The organism is Gammaproteobacteria bacterium, assembly GCA_029862005.1.
GTDB lineage: Bacteria > Pseudomonadota > Gammaproteobacteria.
Genome location: JAOTYD010000016.1, coordinates 1 through 17,162, shown reverse-complemented (window position 1 = coordinate 17,162; position 17,162 = coordinate 1). Strand labels below are relative to the sequence as shown.

Sequence of the window (17,162 nt, the reverse complement as noted above, 5' to 3'; positions counted from 1 at the left end):
GGGGCTCATGTTTGCAGTCGGACTAACCGGTGGTATCGCCTCAGGCAAGACCAGGATCAGTAACCTGTTTGCCGAACTCGGGGTACCGGTTATTGATACCGACGTCATCAGTCGAAAACTGCTGGAGCCCGGCGAACTTGCCTACCAGCAGGTTTGTTCTCATTTTGGCAGTGATATCCTGGACGCCGATGAGCGAATCGACCGGACCAGGTTACGCAAGATTGTTTTCACTGCGGCGGATGAAAAATCATGGCTGGAAACCATGCTGCATCCATTGATTTATCAACGCAGTCATGAGGCAGTGCTCGAACACTCGCGAGCGAGTTACGTGCTGGTGGTCATTCCGCTGTTATTCGAAACAAACTTTCAATCACTGGTCGATCGCATCCTGGTCGTGGATTGCCCACCCGAGGTGCAAATCGAACGCCTGGTTAAACGCGACAACATCGATGAGGATCTGGCCCGCAAGATGATTTCCCAGCAACTTGGCAACTCAGCGAGACTGGCCCGGGCCCACGACGTTATCGATAACCGGAGCAATGACAGTGACCTCCGTTCTCAGGTCGAATCCCTGCACCAGGCCTACCTGGAACAATCTGCAGACCGGTGAACTGGGCCAGCATCAGGCCCTCGACATGTGGTACCTGTTTTCGGCTATACTTTAACTGTTTTGCAGATCTCCACGAGCGATGTCGCCTAAATACCAGATTTTCGAGCAGCCATTAAACGAGCGCATCCGCATGTGCCTGCGTGTCGAGACCCTGATGAAACGCTTTCATTACTTCGAGACATTAAAAGGTGACTGGAGTGCCTACAGCGCGTTGCTGACAGTACTCGAACTTACCGCGCTGCTGGAACGCGGCGATTTGAAACAGGAGTTGATGAAAGAACTCGAGCGACAGCACAGTTCTCTCAAGGCGCTGTCAAAACACCAGGGCATTGATCATTCAAAGCTGGATCTGATACTAAGCAAACAAAAGAACTCTCTCGATCAATTGCACAAGCTTGATGGGAAACTGGGCGAGCATTTGAAACGCGTTGATTTTCTGCTTGGTATAAAACAGCGTATCTCGATTCCGGGAGGCACCTGTGACTTTGATCTGCCGCAACTGCGATTCTGGCTCAATCAAACCCACGAGGAACGACTCTCGGACCTGCATGAATGGATAGCACCCTATGCCAGACTGGAACAGGTTATCGATCTGATTTTGACAACCATTCGCGACAGTGCCTCGGCTAAAGCAGTGGTCGCCGAAAAGGGATTCTACCAACAGTCGCTGGATACAAAGCAATCAACACAATTGATTCGCATCGGCGTTGACACCAGTAAACTGATATATCCGGAGATCAGTGCCGGTAAACATCGATACTCGGTAAGGTTTATGCAGGTCACTCCCGGGGACACATTGGCTACCCAGGTCAAGGAAGATGTTAAGTTCCAGCTATCCCGCTGTTCTTTATAGCCTCGAGAATCGGAATATCGGCGGGTGGAAAACGAAAGTTATCGACCTGAATCAAATCGACCCAACTGATTGCCTGTTGTTCTCTGGATATTATCTCTCCCTGGTATTCTTCGACCGACCAGGTATCGAGCAAAATGTTGCGATCGGGATAACGATAATAAACCTGCATGAAGGGTAATGCCCTGATTATCTGTATATTAACTTCTTCGGCGAGTTCGCGTTGCAGGCCCTGCCAGGGCGACTCATGCGATTCCAGTTTGCCGCCCGGAAACTCCCAGTAGTCCTCCAGGTGCTTGCCCTTCTGGCGTTGCGCGATCAGAAACTGTTCACGATCCGGCTGTTTCCAGATGAGTGCCGCGACAACATGGATGTAATCGCCGCTAATCCTGGCAGGATTGATGACGAAGTTTTCAGCTGCGGTATTCGGCATTTATCCTGACATATTCGTAAGACAAATCCGAGGTCCAGATCCTTGCGCTCGCGTCCCCCTGATTCAAATTGACCCTTATCTTTATTTCCTCACCATCCATCGCCGCCTGCCCGCTGGCTTCCGTATATGTGGGATCAGGCAGACCTTGCCGCAACAGGCAGGTATCCCCAAGATAGAGATCCACGGACTCGATGTCGAGATTATCAACCCGGGCGCGACCGATAGCGGCCAGGATTCGACCCCAGTTGGGATCCGATGCAAACAGTGCGGTCTTGACCAGCGGTGAATGGGCAATACAGTCTGCGACTTCCCGCGCATCAGCCCCGTCCCGTGCCTGCAGCACTTCGATTTCAACGAATTTGGTAGCACCTTCTGCATCGCGAATAATCGCCTGAGCAAGCTGCTCGAACAACTGTGTCAGGGCAGCGACAAAATCGTCGTTTTCGATCGATACTCGTTGACCGCTGGCACCGGTTGCAATCAGCACGCAGGCATCGTTGGTCGAGGTGTCACCATCGACCGTGATCGAGTTGAATGAACTCGCCACGACCCGCCGCAGGATGCTCTGCAATTCACCTGTTTCGATCAGGGCGTCGGTCGCAACATAACTCAGCATGGTCGCCATATCCGGCTTGATCATGCCCGAGCCCTTCGATATCCCGGTTATCGAAACCGTGTTTTCGCCAAACATCAGTTGCGTGCTGAAAGCTTTCGGCAAGGTATCGGTGGTCATTATCCCTTCTGCCGCCGGCAACCAGTTATCGGGAGCAAGCGATGCATATAAAGACGGAACCGCATCAACGATTTTCTGCCTTGGTAAAGGAGTCGCAATGACGCCGGTGGAAAACGGCAGGACGGTGTCGGAGTTTACATTGGCGACATCGGCAACAGCGGCGCAGCTACCAACAGCGTCATCGATTCCGAGATCACCGGTGCCGGCATTCGCGTTACCGGAATTTATCAGCAGGTAACGAGGCGCAGGCATTTTCGCCAGGTGCCGACGTGCGACCGTCACCGGGGCAGCGCAAAAGCGATTACGGGTAAACACGGCAGCGACGCTCGAACCTGCCGCGGTCTCAATCAGCACGAGGTCCTTGAGTTCACTGTTTTGCTTGATACCACTGTGAGCAGCGCTCAGACGGATACCCCTGACTGGATACAGCTTTCCCGGCGCTTTCAATCCAACGGCCATGACAGCTGATCTCAGAGTTTACCGTGGCACTGTTTGAACTTTTTACCCGAGCCGCACCAGCAGGGTTCATTGCGACCCACCTTGCGCTCCTTGCGCACGTAGGGTTGATGTTGCTCTTCCTGGGGTTGCGATACATTTAGCGGATTCTGTGCGCTGGCATGCTCCATTTTTATATCCTGATCGGGCTCATGGCTTTGCTCCAGGGCTGCAACCTGTTCCTCGCCTCGAATCTGCACCCGGGTCAGGGCCTGGATAACCTCGTAGTTAATTCCTTCGAGCATGCTGGTGAACATTTCGAATGATTCACGCTTGTACTCCTGGACCGGGTTTTTCTGCGCATAGCCACGTAAACCGATGCCCTGGCGCAGGTAATCCATTGCCGCCAGATGGTCTTTCCAGTGACGATCGAGAATCATCAATGTAATCTCTTTTTCGAGGCGGATCAGTAATTCCTCGCCCAGCATATCAGCCTTGGCCTGGTAAGATTTTTCAAACTGTTCGAGAATGCGTTCGTAGATGTCATCATCGGTAATTTGATCTTCACTGTCGAGCCAGCTCTGAATCGGTAATTCAACACCGAACTCATTCGCTAAAATCTGCTCCAGACCCGAAATATCCCACTGCTCATCAATACTATTTGGCGGTATATGCGCCAGAAATGTGCCCTGCAGGACATCCTTACGCATATTGCCAATCGCCTCGGTAATGCTTTCACTATGCAACAGGTCATCGCGCTGCTGGTAGATAACCTTGCGCTGATCGTTGGCAACATCATCGTACTGTAGTAACTGTTTACGAATATCAAAGTTGTGGGCCTCGACCTTGCGCTGTGCATTTTCAATCGCCCGGCTCACCCAGGGATGCTCAATCGCTTCACCCTCTTCCATGCCCAGTCTTTGCATCAGGCCTGCTACCTTTTCCGATGCAAATATGCGCATCAGGCTGTCTTCCATCGACAGGTAAAATCGAGATGAACCCGGATCGCCCTGGCGTCCCGACCGGCCACGCAATTGATTATCGATACGTCGGGATTCGTGCCGCTCGGTACCAATAATATGCAATCCGCCCGCTTCGATTACCTGGTCATGCAGCTGTTGCCATTCGGTGTTCAGCTTATCGCGCTGGTCCTGCTGGTCTTGCGCGAGATCTTTCGACTGAACTTCGAGATTTCCCCCCAGTACAATATCGGTTCCACGCCCCGCCATGTTGGTGGCGATGGTAACTTTTCCGGGCATACCCGCATCGGCGATAATCATCGCTTCGCGCTCATGCTGCTTGGCGTTCAGTATCTGGTGTTTAATTTTGACCTTGTCGAGTAACCCGGAAAGATACTCAGAGGTTTCGACCGAGGTGGTACCGACCAGCACCGGTTGACCGCGGCCGACACAGTCGCGGATATCTTCGATAATCGCTTCAAATTTCTCGCGCACCGTCAGATAAATCAAATCACCATAATCTTCACGAATCATCGGCTGATTGGTGGGGACCACGACGACTTCAAGTCCATATATCTGCTGGAATTCGAAAGCCTCGGTGTCGGCAGTACCGGTCATACCGGCAAGCTTGTTATACAACCTGAAGTAATTTTGAAAGGTAATCGACGCAATCGTCTGGTTTTCATGCTGGATACTGACCCCTTCCTTGGCTTCAATCGCCTGGTGCAGACCCTCTGACCAGCGCCTGCCCGGCATGGTGCGCCCGGTAAATTCATCGACGATAACGATCGCACCGTCTTGCACGATATAGTCAACATCGCGGGAGTATATGGCGTGTGCTCGAAGACCGGCATTGAGATGATGGACAAGTGCGATATTTGCCGCATCATAGAGGCTTTCTCCCTCGCCGAGCAGACCGGACTCAATCATCAGTTGCTCCGCCGTATCATGACCTGACTCGGTTAAAAATGCCTGCTTGGATTTTTCGTCAAGGCTGTAATCGCCGGGACCGTCCTCCTCCTCGACCCGGGTCAGGCGCGGAATTACCTTGTTGATTCGGGAATACAGATCGGAGCTGTCACTGGCCTGTCCGGATATGATCAGCGGTGTGCGGGCCTCATCGATCAGAATCGAATCGACTTCGTCGACAATCGCGTAATTCAACTCTCGCTGCACGCGCTCTTCCAGCGAAAAGCATAAATTGTCATGCATGTAATCGAATCCGAACTGATTATTGGTACCGTAGGTAATGTCGGCAGCGTAGGCCTCGCGCTTGCCGGCATAATCCATGGTGCTTAAGACAACGCCGACGCTTAAACCGAGAAAGTTGTAAATTTTTCCCATCCATTCGGCATCACGCTCCGCCAGGTAATCGTTTACGGTAACGATATGGACACCTTTACCACTGAGCGCATTTAGATAGGCAGGCAGGGTTGCCACCAGCGTTTTACCCTCACCCGTACGCATTTCAGTGATTTGGTTATTGTGCAGAATCATGCCGCCTATCAGCTGCACGTCGTAATGCCGCATGTCGAGGGCCCGCACCGACGCCTCGCGACAGACTGCAAATGCCTCGTCGAGCAGCTGTTCCAGGGTTTCGCCGTCCGCAAATCGCTGTTTGAGTTGCCCGGTTTTTTGCTGCAGCTGACTATCATCGAGAGCCTGCATTTCCGGTTCGAACTGATTTATCCGGGTGACGCGCTGCTTGAGTTTCTTGATGATTCGGTCGTTACGACTGCCGAATAATGTTCTTGAGATTTTAGACAACATCGTACAACTGCATTAACAGGACTGTTTTAAGAGGTGGAGTTTACTTGAAAAGTTTCAAGCGGGATGATGCAAAAACGGCACTCCCGATCAATTCGCAGCACGAATGAATCGTACCGGGTTGGTCTCACGTCCGTTCTTGAGTACCTCAAAATGCACGTGTGGACCGGTAGAGCGGCCGGAAGAGCCAATCTCGGCTATCTGAAAACCTTTTTCTACGGTATCACCCACCGAAACCAGCAGGCGGGAATTGTGCGCATAGCGCGTGGTATAACCATTGCCGTGGGCAATATCGATCACCTTGCCATAGCCGTAACGCTTGCCGGCGTAGGTAACCACTCCCTTGGCGACCGCGATAACCGGCCCTCCAAGTGTACCCGCAAAGTCAATGCCCTTGTGCATTTCACGACGTCCCGTGAGGGGATGCGTGCGCATGCCGTAGTAGGACGAAATCCAGCCCTTGACGATGGGGCGTCCGCTGGGTTGAACTTCCTTTTGCAGGTTTTCATTCAGCACCAGGTTTTCGAGCACGACCAGCTGGTTTTCCCGGTTCTCAAGTTCAAAGCTCAACTTGTCGATAGCCTGCGATAACTCGTCCGGTTCCAGTCCCTTATTGGTCACAACTTCGGGACCACCCAGCGCCGGCGTGTTCTCAAAATCAAACTCGCTTTTATCGATACTGGCCATGTGTACCAGTTTGCGTCCCAGGGCGTCCAGGCGCATCACATGCGCTTGCAGCAGACCTATACGTGATGATAGTGCATCGATATCAGCATCGGCTTCTTCACGGATGTGTTTCAGCTGCACCTGCTGACGGTGCACATCCGCCTGCCATTCATCGATCAGGGCCAGGTTGTCCTGACTTGGATTGAGCGTATAACCCACGTACACCGATCCGCCGACAACAAGACTTACCATTACAATCATCGCCAACAGATGCAGCGGTTTTTTGAGGCTTAAGCCGCAAATTTGACCCCTGCTCGATGAAAGGAAAAGTATATTCACAATTCCACCTAGACCGTTGCTTCCACTGGCTGGGCGTAAGATATCGGCGCCGTTGCGGCGTCTTCGAAGGTCACCTCTTCCCAGGCATCCGGGTCTTCAAGCAAGGTCAGCAACAAACGATTATTCAATGCATGCCCCGACTTGTAACCGGAGAAAGCACCGATCAGACTGTGACCGAGCAGGTAGAGATCCCCGATCGAATCGAGAATCTTGTGCTTGACGAATTCGTTCTCATAACGCAACCCATCTTCATTCAGGACCCGGTAGTCATCCATCACGATCGCGTTATCCTGGCTTCCACCCAAAGCAAGATTGTTAGCACGCAAGTATTCTATGTCCTTCTGAAACCCGAAGGTTCTGGCACGGCTGACTTCCTTGACAAAAGAAGTGGTGGAAAAATTGATATGGCAGGTTTGTTTTTGCTTGGTAAACAGTGGGTGATCAAAATCGATTTCGAAACTGACTTTGAAACCGTTGAAAGGTTTGAACTCGACCCACTTGTCACCCTCTTCAACCCGCACCGACTTCTTGATCTTGATAAACTTCTTGGCCTGATTCTGCTCGACAATACCGGCCGACTGTATCAGGAACACGAAAGGCCCCGAACTGCCATCCATGATCGGAACTTCTTCCGCACTGAGATCGATGAACGCGTTATCGATCCCGAGACCCGCGATCGCGGACAGCAGGTGCTCCACTGTCGAAATACGGACATCATCCTCGACCAGGGTGGTGGAAAGGTTTGTGTCGCCTACGTTTTCCGGACGAGCCAGGATCTCAACCGGGGTATCCAGGTCAATTCGACGAAAACGGATACCTGAATCGATCGGTGCCGGACGTAACGTCAGGTAAACTTTCTTTCCTGTATGCAGACCAACGCCCATGGCGCGGATAACATTCTTCAACGTGCGCTGTTTTATCAAGACCGCTTCCCAAAAAAATCGAATAAAATCAGGTGGTTGGCTTTGGTAGTTTTTATACCGCCAACGAACCGCGTATCATCGCCGAATTCAAGTCGAAAATCAATCCAATTCAAGAGATTGTCTCACTAAACGGCTGAAATTCCTGAAAGTTTCCACTTTCAGTTTCGAGTTACGCCACCGCCGATCAGCGACTTTAATGCCGACTGTTCTGCCTGATTTTTCGCTTTTGTAACCCAAGTATATAGGAGTGTAGTAGATTTTCAGCATCTTCGTGAATTTCTCGAAAACTGCATCGGCAAAGGTCGCGCTGCTTGGCAACTACCTCTAAAACAACCGGAAATATGAGGTCTTCGCTGGGCAGTCGGATGGTCGCAGCAGTTCGCGTTCCTAGCGGAAAATTATGTGACCTGAACGCGACACCGGTACCGCTAATGTTGAGCGCGTGGAAGGCATTACCCATAATCGTAATGATCACCGGTCTGGAGCGCTCGGGCGCAATCCGATAGGCCGCTCGATTATCGTTATGGCGCGAATCGAGCTCTACATCAAATATCTTTTTCTTTTTCCAGAACAAACTCGACTCTCCGGTTCCTGGCCCTGTTTTCAGAGCTATTGTTTTCAACCAGTGGTAAGTAATCCGCGTACCCGGTCGCGGTCATGCGTCTGGGGTCGATTCCCCGTTGAATAAAATATCGAAGTACCGTGGTCGCACGCACTGCCGAAAGTTCCCAGTTAGATGGAAAACGGGCTGTCTGTATGCCCTGGTCATCGGTATGCCCCCTGATGGCTATCTTGTAATCCGCGTAGTCCCTGAACATTTGCGCGAGGTTGGCAAAAATGAATCTGGCCCGGTCCTTGAGCTCCGACTGACCCGATTCAAACAGATATCGTCCATCGATTTGCAGGATTATTTGATCACCGTTGTAAGTAAGTTCAACGCTTTCCGCGAGATCGGTGTTGTCAATCATGCTTTCCATCTCGGCCACCAGTGCCGGTTTCAGGTTCTCCACCGGGACTTGGCTCGGATTCAAACCCAGCATATCCTCAATCGCTTTCAGCGGCTGTGGATTCCGGCCTTTGCGAGTAGCAAAATCAATGACACTGATTTGATTACCGTCTCCATCAATAACCTGCACCGATTCAATCAGCTCTTTATACGCCTCGTCCTCGAAATCGGCGAGCGTGTATAACAGGATGAAAAATACGAGAATCAGGGTCATCATATCGGCGAAGGTGACAATCCAGGTACTACCGCCCTCCTCGTCTTCGAAAACATTGCTTAAGGATCGTGCGGACATCAACTACGCTGCCTTAGTTTTTGCATCGGTTTGCGTTTTTTTGCCGGCACGAAAGACGACAGTTTTTCATACACCGAGAGCGGGTTATTGTCCTGCAGAATGCTGACCGCACCCTGAAAAATAATTTCGAAATTCATGACCTCGATCAGCGTCCTGGAACGTAACTTGCCGGCGATGGGCAGGAATATAGCGGTCGATAACAGGATCCCATAAAAGGTCGTCAACAAGGCGATGGCCATTGCAGGGCCGAGGTTATCGGGGCTTGCCAGCAACGACAGCATCTGGATCAGGCCAACCAGGGTACCCAGCATTCCAAACGATGGTGCATACATGGCCATTTTCCGGAACACGTCCTGCACTATGTAATGTCGCATTTGCATGGATTCTATTTCGGTACGCATTGCCGAACGCAGGGTTTCTTCATCGGCGGCATCTGCGATCAGCGTGCAGACTCTCTTCAAAAATGGCGTCTTGGTCTTGACATCCATGAGACTCAGCAGGCCCTTGCGTCTGCTGATGGTGCCAAGCTTGATCATAGTATTGATCAACTCCTGCGAATCCTGCTTGGGTGAGGAAAACACAAAATAGGCACTTTTAAACGCGGTCAGCACATCCCTGAACTGAAACGTGAGCAGGGTTGCAGCCATGGTACCGCCTATGACAATCATCAGTCCCGGGGTATTGAAAAAGTTATGCATATCCCCGCCAAGTATGATCGCGGCGATAATCAGTCCGATACCGGAAATAATGCCAATAAGCGAGGCGAGATCCATAGAAAACCTGGTCAATGATATATTCTGTGTCAGGATTATTTATCGGCAGAAACGCAGAATCTTTAAGCCTATAACCATTATTTTGGCGTCCATGACATGGCCCGTGGATTTCTTTATTTCGCCACCTGTCGGGGCGATGTTTTTCAGCAATGGGGAGAGAACCGAGGTATGCAATCCTGGGCCCGCAGCCCGGATGAACTTACCGGGATAATTAATATGGCCCCGGGATTCAGTCTTGAATCAGGCACTCCCGGTAGTATTTAAGCTCATCGATCGATTCGAGAATATCATCCAGCGCGAGGTGCGCACCTCTTTTGACAAATCCTGAAACCAGATCGGGTCTCCACAGGCGCGCCAGTTCCTTCAGCGTACTGACATCCAGATTACGATAGTGGAAATAGCCTTCCAGCTCGGGCATGAGGCGTGCCATGAAGCGCCGGTCCTGGCAGATACTGTTGCCGCACATGGGTGATTTTCCCGGAACAACATACTGACGCAGAAATGCCAGGGTTTCCTGCTCGGCGTCTCGCGTATTGCTGGTGCTTTGCTTGACCCGACTGGTCAGGCCGGATTCTCCATGATGGCTTGTATTCCAGGCATCCATGGCAGTCATAATTTCATCTGGTTGATGAATGGCGATCACGGGGCCCTGTGCGAGGATGGCGAGATTCGAATCTGTCACTACGGTTGCTATTTCAATGATCTGGTCATGCTGCGTATCCAGACCCGTCATTTCAAGATCGATCCAGATCAGGTTATTTTCATCCATCGAAATCAAATGCTCCAGGCTTCACGTATTTTTAATATGCGTTAAACTATAGCAAGTTTTTTTGCTGCTAGTTGAAACATGCATGTATTCACCGCAATATTCCTGAGCTTTGTTGCCGCGACGGTCGTGGTCCGCCTGTGGCTGAGTCAACGTCAGATCAACCATATCCAGGCCCATGCTGCCAGGGTGCCCGACGCGTTCGTTGACAGAATCGCTCTCACCGACCACCACCGTGCAGCTAATTACAGCTGCACCAAGTTACGCCTGGGTAGAATTATACTCGCGTGGGAGACCACCTGGTTACTCATCTGGACCATTGGTGGCGGATTAAATCTGCTTGACCAGTGGTGGTCCGGCTTTGGATATTCAGCGCTGCTAACCGGTATCGCGTTTATCTTTTCGGTGACTTTGATCACCGCAATCCTGAACCTGCCGTTCTCGCTGTACCAGACCTTTACTATCGAGGAACGTTTCGGATTTAACCAGACCACGCTAAAGACCTGGCTGCTGGACCTGGTGAAAACTGTTCTGCTGGCCATTATCATCGGGGTACCGCTGGTGGCTGCAATCCTGTGGCTAATGAACCAGGCGGGTGAGCGCTGGTGGATTTATGCCTGGATTCTATGGATGGTATTCAGTTTAACCATGATATGGGCCTACCCGGCATTTATTGCACCGATTTTCAATAAATTCAGCCAGTTGGAAGATGCGTCTATGCGTGCCCGTATCGAGGCATTACTGAATCGCTGCGGATTTCAAAGCCAGGGCGTTTTTGTCGTCGACGGATCGCGCCGCTCGTCACACGGCAATGCCTACTTCACCGGCTTCGGCAGGAACAAACGAATAGTTTTCTACGATACCCTGCTCGAATCACTATCCGAGGACGAGGTGGAGGCAGTGCTGGCACATGAACTGGGGCACTTCAAACGCAATCACATCAAAAAATCGCTGCTGCTGTCGAGTGCCATTTCTTTCGTCGGTTTCGCACTGCTGGCCTGGCTGATGCGCTCCGACTGGTTTTATAGTTCGCTTGGAGTTGAAGCTGCCTCTACCCATGCCGCGCTGATACTGTTCATGATGATTATGCCGGTATTTACCTATTTCGTTAGCCCCCTGTTCTCGGCTCTGTCACGCAAACATGAATTCGAGGCGGATGAATTCGCCCATTTGAACAGCGACTACAGGGCACTGATTTCAGCATTGGTAAACCTTTACCGGGATAATGCCAGTACCTTGACGCCCGATCCAATTCATTCGATGTTCTATGATTCCCATCCACCGGCCACAATTCGTATTAACCACCTGGAAGCCATAGCCTCCGGAGGATCGGCAGATTAAACAGGATCGGCACAGCGCTCACGCACCAGGATGAGATAAGACTTTCATGGCAAAACGCAGACTTAGTGAGCAGCAGAAGAATCGGATCCAGGCAGCTCAGTTAGAAGTCTCGGAAAGTGCCGAACACCAGCATGGCATTGTTGTTTCGCACCAGGGAGGGCGAATCCTGGTAGAACTGGAATCCGGCAATACCATCGACTGCAAGATCAAGTCAAATCTCGGCAATATCGTTTGCGGTGATCGGGTGGCGATCGAAACGACCTCCAACCAGGAACACCGGGTGCTTGCCATCCTGGCTCGGGATAACCTGCTACAGCGCATCGACGGTTTCGGGCAGGTTCGAGCAGTCGCCGCCAACATCAGCCAATTGTTCGTTTGTCTCGCGGTAACACCGGAACCCAATCTATATTTACTTGATCAGTACCTGCTTTCGGCAGAGCAGCAGCATATCGAAGCCTGCATTCTGCTGAATAAAATAGATTTGCTAACCGACACGAGCGACCCGTTTGCAATCGCTAGTACCTACACTCCCCTGGGTTACAAAATGATAGCTACGAGCGTGAAGACCGGCCAGGGAATGGATGAGTTCACCACGCTACTCACCGACCAGGTGTCCGTGTTAAGCGGGGTGTCCGGTGTGGGCAAGTCATCGCTTACCAAGTGGCTGCTTCCGGGGACAGATATCAAGATTGCCAGCATTTCAGAGGCCAACGAGGAAGGACGCCATACCACGCGCGCCAGCCGACTCTACCATTTACCCGCCGGCGGAGATTTGATCGATACGCCAGGAATCCGGGGTTTCAATCCTTTCGTCGATAACGACAGGCCGCTCGCGCATGGATTCAGGGAGATCAGTGCATTCGCGGAAAATTGCCACTTCCACAACTGCCTGCATCTTAATGAACCCGACTGTGCCGTCATCAAGGCCCTGGCACAGGGAAAAATTGCCGAATCACGTTACCTGCATTACGTGAAGATGCGGGAACAGGTCAGCGCCGGTTAACCCGCTGAAATACCCCGTAGCTGCCGGCCGCCTATCAAATGCAGGTGCAGATGAAATACTTCCTGGCAGCCGTGGCGGTTACAGTTAATCACGAGCCGGTATCCATCTTCCGCGACACCTTCGTCAGCGGCGATCTTTTGCGCAGTTAATACGAGTCTGCCGATCAGTTCAGCCTGTTCGGGCTTGATATCATTGACCGTTTCGATTTCAACTTTGGGAACAACCAGGACATGGACCGGTGCCTGGGGGTTGATATCACGGAAAGCGATAATTTCATTGTCCTCGTAGACGACGTCAGCGGGTAACTCGTGCCTGATAATTTTAGAGAAGATGGTTTCGGACATTACGCCTCCGTATTGGTTAAGCTAATCTATTTCCTGCCGGCCAGACAGTGCTTTCGACAATGTACCGCTATCGACAAACTCGAGTTCACCGCCCAGGGGTATTCCCCGTGCCAGTCGACTACTCTTTATTCCGTGCCTGGCCGCGCAATCTGCTATGTACTGCGCGGTGATATCGCCTTCCACAGTAGCACTCGTCGCCAGGATTACCTCCCGAATATCACCATCGCCGAATTGCTGTTCGAGTTCGTCGATCCCCAGCTGACCCGGTCCGTATCCGTCCAATGGCGACAGTCTACCCAGCAACACGAAATAACGTCCTCGATAAGCTGCTGACGATTCGACAGCCAGCACGTCCGCGGGTGTCTCTACCACACACAGTGTGGCCTGGTCGCGCCCTTCATCCCGGCAGATTTCACAAACCGCGTCGTCCGAAAAATTACGACATCGCTGACAGTGTTTTACCGTATCAATCGCATTCAGAATCGCAGTCGAAATACGCTTTGCACCCGCCTGTTCGCGTTCGAGAAGATGCAAGGCCATGCGCTGGGCAGACTTCTGGCCAACGCCCGGCAGGCACTTCAGCGAAGTAATCAATTCGTCGAGACTGGGGGATGACATAAGATCAGAACGGCAGCTTGAATCCCGGAGGCAGGTTCAATCCCGCCGTCATTTCCTGCATCGCGGCCTGGTTCGACTTCTCTACTTTGTGGACGGCATCGTTAACCGCTGCTGCCACCAGGTCTTCGAGCATTTCTACGTCTTCATCAACCAGGCCAGGGTCGATGACGACACGATTGACTTCGTGGGTGCCGCGCATGACAACCGAAACCATGCCACCACCTGCTTCCCCGGTTACTTCTTTATTCGCGAGCTCAGCCTGCGCCTTTTGCAGGTTTTCCTGCATTTCCTGCGCTTTTTTCATCATATCTCCGAGCGCACCTTTCATGACATCTTCTCCTTCCTAGTGGTTGTTTTCGATCTTGACCACGCTCGCTTCATCGAGCTCGGCGGCAAACGCATGCTGTAACTTTTTAACCAGCTTTTCATCCTTTATTGCATCGATTGCAACAAGACGCTCCTGTTGTTGGCGCTGTATTTTCGCCTGCAGCGGGGTTTGTCCTCCCACCGAAGCTGCTGCGACCAGGTCCAGTTGCAATGATACCCCAAGTTTTTGTTCGAGCGCCCGCCTAATTTCGGTCGTATTCAGTTCATTCGCGAGTTCGTGGATTTCGGGTAACAGCCGTAATTTTAATGTGCCGTCCCGGTACAAATCGACCACACTGTTGGCAACAATTTCCTGGGTGAGGCCTGTCAGCCCCAAATCATAGGCAAGTTCTGGCCAGTCCAGCATGTCGTCGCCAATGGCATCCGGTTGCTGATGATCGCCTGTCTCGATTACCTGACTGGACGGATTCTGATCGCGAGCCTCGGCAGGCAGCGTCGGGCTTGCCGGATCGGTTTCTTCAGGTTCAGGCCTGGGACAGGGCTGCTTGTGAGTCCGGGTAGTCGTCGCTAGGGGTGATTCAGGCTTTTTTTTTATTTCGCCGGTCTCGTCCTGCATTCGGGTTTGAGGTACAAATGCAAGTAACCTCAACATTAACATTTCAAAACCCGAGGCCTCGTCGGGGCAGATCAACAAATCCTGGCGTCCCTGCAGCAAGATCTGGTAATAGAGTTGAACTTCCTCGGGAGACCAGCCCGCACTTAAATTCTGCAACAGTTCACCATCGAACTCGTCTTCGACTGTCAACTTCGGGTCGTTCTGATATAGCGCAACCTGCTGCAACAGCGAAATCATTTCCGCACAAACCCGCTGATAGTCAGGATTAAGCTCGATAACCGCGCGTGCTTCAGCTAACAGCTCCGGAGCCTGTTGCTCGTACAGGGCATTAAAAAGCCGCGCCAGGTAATCACGCGAGATTGAACCCAGCATTGACTCGACGGCTTCCTGTCGCACTGCTCCGCCACCATATCCAATTGCCTGGTCGAGCAAACTGAGGGCATCGCGCATACTGCCGTCGGCGGCGCCGGCGAGTCGGGTTAGCGCCAGGGTATCCGCATCTACGTTTTCCTGTTCGGTCAGAAACTGGAGTTGCGCCAGTATCTGCGCTCTCGACATGCGCTTTAAATTGAATTGCAGGCAACGTGATAACACCGTCACCGGAACTTTCTGTGGATCGGTGGTCGCCAGTAGAAATTTGATATGCGGTGGCGGCTCTTCGAGTGTCTTGAGCAAAGCATTGAAACTATGCCCGGACAGCATATGGACTTCATCGATCAGGTAAATCTTGAAGCGCCCACGCGTTGGCGCATATTGCACATTATCGAGCAGTTCGCGCATATCGGCGACGCCGGTGCGCGAGGCTGCATCGATTTCGATCAAATCAACGCTGCGACCCTCATCTATTTCAACGCAGGATGAACAAGTTCCGCAAGGCCGGGAACTGATCCCCTGCTCGCAGTTCAGCGACTTCGCAAAGATTCGGGCAATTGTCGTCTTGCCTACGCCACGGGTCCCTGTAAACAGATAAGCATGGTGCAACCGATTACTATCGAGGGCATTAATCAGGGCCTGCAATACGTGTTCCTGGCCGACCATCTGTTCGAAATTAGCCGGGCGCCATTTGCGCGCTAGAACCTGGTAACTCATTCGGATTTTATGGAAGCCGGGCTTTTCATTAGAAAACTGGAGGCGACCTGATTCAGCACACCGCCGCACCCAATGTCCCTGCTACCGTTGCTCCCTTCCGGGCCTGGCGGGATTTACAGATAATTGTCGCGAAGGGACCGAAGCAGGTCACCATTGCAAGAGCGAGAGTGTATAGTGAAGATGCGTCTCTTTTCAAGGCGCTATTGCGGCGATTGGCTTGTCATGCATTTGAATTAAACCGAGAATATGGCCGCCAGTCGCAGCGAGCAGGGAATCCCGAGAATGGGTAAGAAAAAAAACAAGTCTTCCGACAATACGATCGCGCTTAACCGCATCGCGCGACATGACTATTTTATCGAAGATGAAATCGAGGTTGGTATGGTTCTCGAAGGCTGGGAGGTTAAAAGCCTGAGAGCGGGAAATCTGCAGCTCAGGGAAACCTACGTGATGGTTAAGAACGGCGAACTCTGGCTGATTGGTGCCCATATCAGCCCGCTCAGCAGTGCTTCCACGCATGTGACTGCCAATCCCACCCGCACACGCAAGTTGCTCGCCCATCGCAACGAAATTGATCGCCTGGTCGGCATGGTTGAGCGTAAGGGCTACACCCTGGTCGCTCTATCGGCCTACTGGAGTCGCGGTCGAGCCAAGATGAAAATCGGCATCGCCAAAGGCAAGAAAGCGCACGACAAGCGCGCCAGCATCAAGGATCGAGACTGGAAACGCGACCAGGCGCGTCTCCTCAAACCCTCCTAAGTTCAAAGCTGCGTTGGAAACATGCCCGTAAAAGACGCTCCCAACCGGCTAAAGCACCGGTTGGTCCATCCATGGAATCGCTTGGAGCCCGAGGTGTCGGACCACGGCATCCTGCCTCGCTACACTTTTACGGGCATGTTTCCAACGCAGCTCCAAATATCGAGGCTAGATTTTCCAATTTGAAGTCTATCCCGAGAAGGCTTCATACCCTGGGTGTGTGGCTAAGGATATCGTTAATAAATCCTGTGGGGCAGTACTGGATACTTATCGGGATAACGGTTGCGGTGTTACTTCCAGGCGGGATCGTCGTGCTGGGTGGCGAGAAATTCGATGTATTCACGATTGGCCCGCAGAGCTGCCTCGTCAACCTGCCATATTGGTAGCGGCTGACCGGATTCAATGCGATTTATTTCGATCTGCTCGGAATCCGTATCGATGCCCTGCTCCGCTTCCAGTCCGAGGCTGGTTTGGCCACCGGTCATTGCGAGGTACACATCGGCAAGAATACGCGCATCG

At 52.0% G+C, this 17,162-nt stretch carries 18 protein-coding genes and 1 other RNA gene; 5 read left to right on the top strand and 14 right to left on the bottom strand.

The features are described from left to right. The first annotated feature begins 7 nt into the window (after positions 1-7). Together coaE and zapD are read left to right on the top strand one after the other, a co-directional pair. Positions 8-610 carry a dephospho-CoA kinase gene (coaE, locus tag OES20_11355; protein MDH3635293.1) on the top strand — a complete coding sequence of 201 codons (603 nt, stop codon included), beginning with the start codon at positions 8-10 and terminating at the stop codon, positions 608-610. Positions 611-689: 79 nt separating this feature from the next. Continuing rightward, the gene (gene zapD, locus OES20_11350) at positions 690-1,463 is read left to right on the top strand and encodes a cell division protein ZapD (GenBank protein ID MDH3635292.1); all 774 of its coding nucleotides are present in this window, start codon (positions 690-692) and stop codon (positions 1,461-1,463) included. Here zapD and OES20_11345 read toward each other — a convergent pair. The 8 genes from OES20_11345 to orn all read right to left on the bottom strand — a co-directional run bounded on the left by OES20_11345 (position 1,432) and on the right by orn (position 10,555). Beyond that, the gene (locus OES20_11345; protein ID MDH3635291.1) at positions 1,432-1,893 is read right to left on the bottom strand and encodes a (deoxy)nucleoside triphosphate pyrophosphohydrolase; all 462 of its coding nucleotides are present in this window, start codon (positions 1,891-1,893) and stop codon (positions 1,432-1,434) included. The two genes, zapD and OES20_11345, sit on opposite strands and share 32 nt — an antisense overlap. Then, entirely contained in the window at positions 1,874-3,085 is a 1,212-nt protein-coding gene (gene argJ, locus OES20_11340; GenBank protein ID MDH3635290.1) for a bifunctional glutamate N-acetyltransferase/amino-acid acetyltransferase ArgJ, read from the bottom strand. The genes OES20_11345 and argJ overlap by 20 nt, the downstream gene beginning before the upstream one ends. Positions 3,086-3,096: 11 nt before the next feature. Then, positions 3,097-5,790: a preprotein translocase subunit SecA gene (gene secA / locus OES20_11335; GenBank protein ID MDH3635289.1), complete on the bottom strand. Its 2,694-nt coding sequence runs from the start codon at positions 5,788-5,790 to the stop codon at positions 3,097-3,099. 87 nt (positions 5,791-5,877) lie between these two features. Next, positions 5,878-6,189 (bottom strand): M23 family metallopeptidase, encoded by a 312-nt coding sequence (locus OES20_11330; protein ID MDH3635288.1) that lies wholly within the window; start codon positions 6,187-6,189, stop codon positions 5,878-5,880. 611 nt (positions 6,190-6,800) lie between these two features. Next, entirely contained in the window at positions 6,801-7,715 is a 915-nt protein-coding gene (lpxC, locus tag OES20_11325) for a UDP-3-O-acyl-N-acetylglucosamine deacetylase (protein ID MDH3635287.1), read from the bottom strand. Positions 7,716-8,260: 545 nt separating this feature from the next. Next, the gene (locus tag OES20_11320; GenBank protein MDH3635286.1) at positions 8,261-9,013 is read right to left on the bottom strand and encodes an OmpA family protein; all 753 of its coding nucleotides are present in this window, start codon (positions 9,011-9,013) and stop codon (positions 8,261-8,263) included. Then, positions 9,013-9,786, bottom strand: coding sequence for a MotA/TolQ/ExbB proton channel family protein (locus OES20_11315; GenBank protein MDH3635285.1), 774 nt, complete (start codon positions 9,784-9,786; stop codon positions 9,013-9,015). Before OES20_11315 ends, OES20_11320 begins: the two co-directional genes overlap by 1 nt. A 229-nt stretch (positions 9,787-10,015) precedes the next feature. Beyond that, the gene (orn, locus tag OES20_11310) at positions 10,016-10,555 is read right to left on the bottom strand and encodes an oligoribonuclease (GenBank protein ID MDH3635284.1); all 540 of its coding nucleotides are present in this window, start codon (positions 10,553-10,555) and stop codon (positions 10,016-10,018) included. A gap of 78 nt (positions 10,556-10,633) precedes the next feature. Here orn and OES20_11305 point away from each other — a divergent pair, with 78 nt between their 5' ends. Then, positions 10,634-11,893 (top strand): M48 family metallopeptidase, encoded by a 1,260-nt coding sequence (locus OES20_11305; GenBank protein ID MDH3635283.1) that lies wholly within the window; start codon positions 10,634-10,636, stop codon positions 11,891-11,893. A gap of 46 nt (positions 11,894-11,939) precedes the next feature. Next, positions 11,940-12,896: a ribosome small subunit-dependent GTPase A gene (gene rsgA, locus OES20_11300; protein MDH3635282.1), complete on the top strand. Its 957-nt coding sequence runs from the start codon at positions 11,940-11,942 to the stop codon at positions 12,894-12,896. Here the strand turns inward: rsgA and OES20_11295 are convergent. The 5 genes from OES20_11295 to ffs form a co-directional block, all read right to left on the bottom strand. Further along, positions 12,893-13,240 (bottom strand): histidine triad nucleotide-binding protein, encoded by a 348-nt coding sequence (locus OES20_11295; protein ID MDH3635281.1) that lies wholly within the window; start codon positions 13,238-13,240, stop codon positions 12,893-12,895. The genes rsgA and OES20_11295 overlap by 4 nt on opposite strands. Before the next feature lie 21 nt (positions 13,241-13,261). Then, positions 13,262-13,858: a recombination mediator RecR gene (gene recR / locus OES20_11290; GenBank protein MDH3635280.1), complete on the bottom strand. Its 597-nt coding sequence runs from the start codon at positions 13,856-13,858 to the stop codon at positions 13,262-13,264. 4 nt (positions 13,859-13,862) lie between these two features. Beyond that, positions 13,863-14,186 (bottom strand): YbaB/EbfC family nucleoid-associated protein, encoded by a 324-nt coding sequence (locus tag OES20_11285; GenBank protein MDH3635279.1) that lies wholly within the window; start codon positions 14,184-14,186, stop codon positions 13,863-13,865. A gap of 15 nt (positions 14,187-14,201) precedes the next feature. Beyond that, positions 14,202-15,890: a DNA polymerase III subunit gamma/tau gene (gene dnaX / locus OES20_11280; GenBank protein MDH3635278.1), complete on the bottom strand. Its 1,689-nt coding sequence runs from the start codon at positions 15,888-15,890 to the stop codon at positions 14,202-14,204. 47 nt (positions 15,891-15,937) lie between these two features. Next, positions 15,938-16,033, bottom strand: an RNA gene (ffs, locus tag OES20_11275) — signal recognition particle sRNA small type. 139 nt (positions 16,034-16,172) lie between these two features. Between ffs and smpB the strand changes: the two genes are divergently transcribed. After that, the gene (gene smpB, locus OES20_11270) at positions 16,173-16,646 is read left to right on the top strand and encodes an SsrA-binding protein SmpB (GenBank protein MDH3635277.1); all 474 of its coding nucleotides are present in this window, start codon (positions 16,173-16,175) and stop codon (positions 16,644-16,646) included. A 287-nt stretch (positions 16,647-16,933) separates the two neighbouring features. On the opposite strand, the gene OES20_11265 is transcribed toward smpB, so the two are convergent. Further along, positions 16,934-17,162 (bottom strand): DNA polymerase III subunit epsilon (locus OES20_11265; GenBank protein ID MDH3635276.1); only part of this gene is annotated, 229 nt, incomplete at its 5' end.

What these genes read in the sequence shown, in the direction of transcription:
- smpB (MDH3635277.1), top strand. Translation starts at nt 16,173, where the DNA reads ATGGGTAAGAAAAAAAACAAGTCTTCCGACAATACGATCGCGCTTAAC.
- rsgA (MDH3635282.1), top strand. Translation starts at nt 11,940, where the DNA reads ATGGCAAAACGCAGACTTAGTGAGCAGCAGAAGAATCGGATCCAGGCA.
- OES20_11305 (MDH3635283.1), top strand. Translation starts at nt 10,634, where the DNA reads ATGCATGTATTCACCGCAATATTCCTGAGCTTTGTTGCCGCGACGGTC.
- recR (MDH3635280.1), bottom strand. Translation starts at nt 13,858, where the DNA reads ATGTCATCCCCCAGTCTCGACGAATTGATTACTTCGCTGAAGTGCCTG.
- coaE (MDH3635293.1), top strand. Translation starts at nt 8, where the DNA reads ATGTTTGCAGTCGGACTAACCGGTGGTATCGCCTCAGGCAAGACCAGG.
- OES20_11315 (MDH3635285.1), bottom strand. Translation starts at nt 9,786, where the DNA reads ATGGATCTCGCCTCGCTTATTGGCATTATTTCCGGTATCGGACTGATT.
- argJ (MDH3635290.1), bottom strand. Translation starts at nt 3,085, where the DNA reads ATGGCCGTTGGATTGAAAGCGCCGGGAAAGCTGTATCCAGTCAGGGGT.
- OES20_11330 (MDH3635288.1), bottom strand. Translation starts at nt 6,189, where the DNA reads ATGCACAAGGGCATTGACTTTGCGGGTACACTTGGAGGGCCGGTTATC.
- secA (MDH3635289.1), bottom strand. Translation starts at nt 5,790, where the DNA reads ATGTTGTCTAAAATCTCAAGAACATTATTCGGCAGTCGTAACGACCGA.
- orn (MDH3635284.1), bottom strand. Translation starts at nt 10,555, where the DNA reads ATGGATGAAAATAACCTGATCTGGATCGATCTTGAAATGACGGGTCTG.
- dnaX (MDH3635278.1), bottom strand. Translation starts at nt 15,890, where the DNA reads ATGAGTTACCAGGTTCTAGCGCGCAAATGGCGCCCGGCTAATTTCGAA.
- OES20_11345 (MDH3635291.1), bottom strand. Translation starts at nt 1,893, where the DNA reads ATGCCGAATACCGCAGCTGAAAACTTCGTCATCAATCCTGCCAGGATT.
- OES20_11285 (MDH3635279.1), bottom strand. Translation starts at nt 14,186, where the DNA reads ATGAAAGGTGCGCTCGGAGATATGATGAAAAAAGCGCAGGAAATGCAG.
- OES20_11320 (MDH3635286.1), bottom strand. Translation starts at nt 9,013, where the DNA reads ATGTCCGCACGATCCTTAAGCAATGTTTTCGAAGACGAGGAGGGCGGT.
- OES20_11295 (MDH3635281.1), bottom strand. Translation starts at nt 13,240, where the DNA reads ATGTCCGAAACCATCTTCTCTAAAATTATCAGGCACGAGTTACCCGCT.
- zapD (MDH3635292.1), top strand. Translation starts at nt 690, where the DNA reads ATGTCGCCTAAATACCAGATTTTCGAGCAGCCATTAAACGAGCGCATC.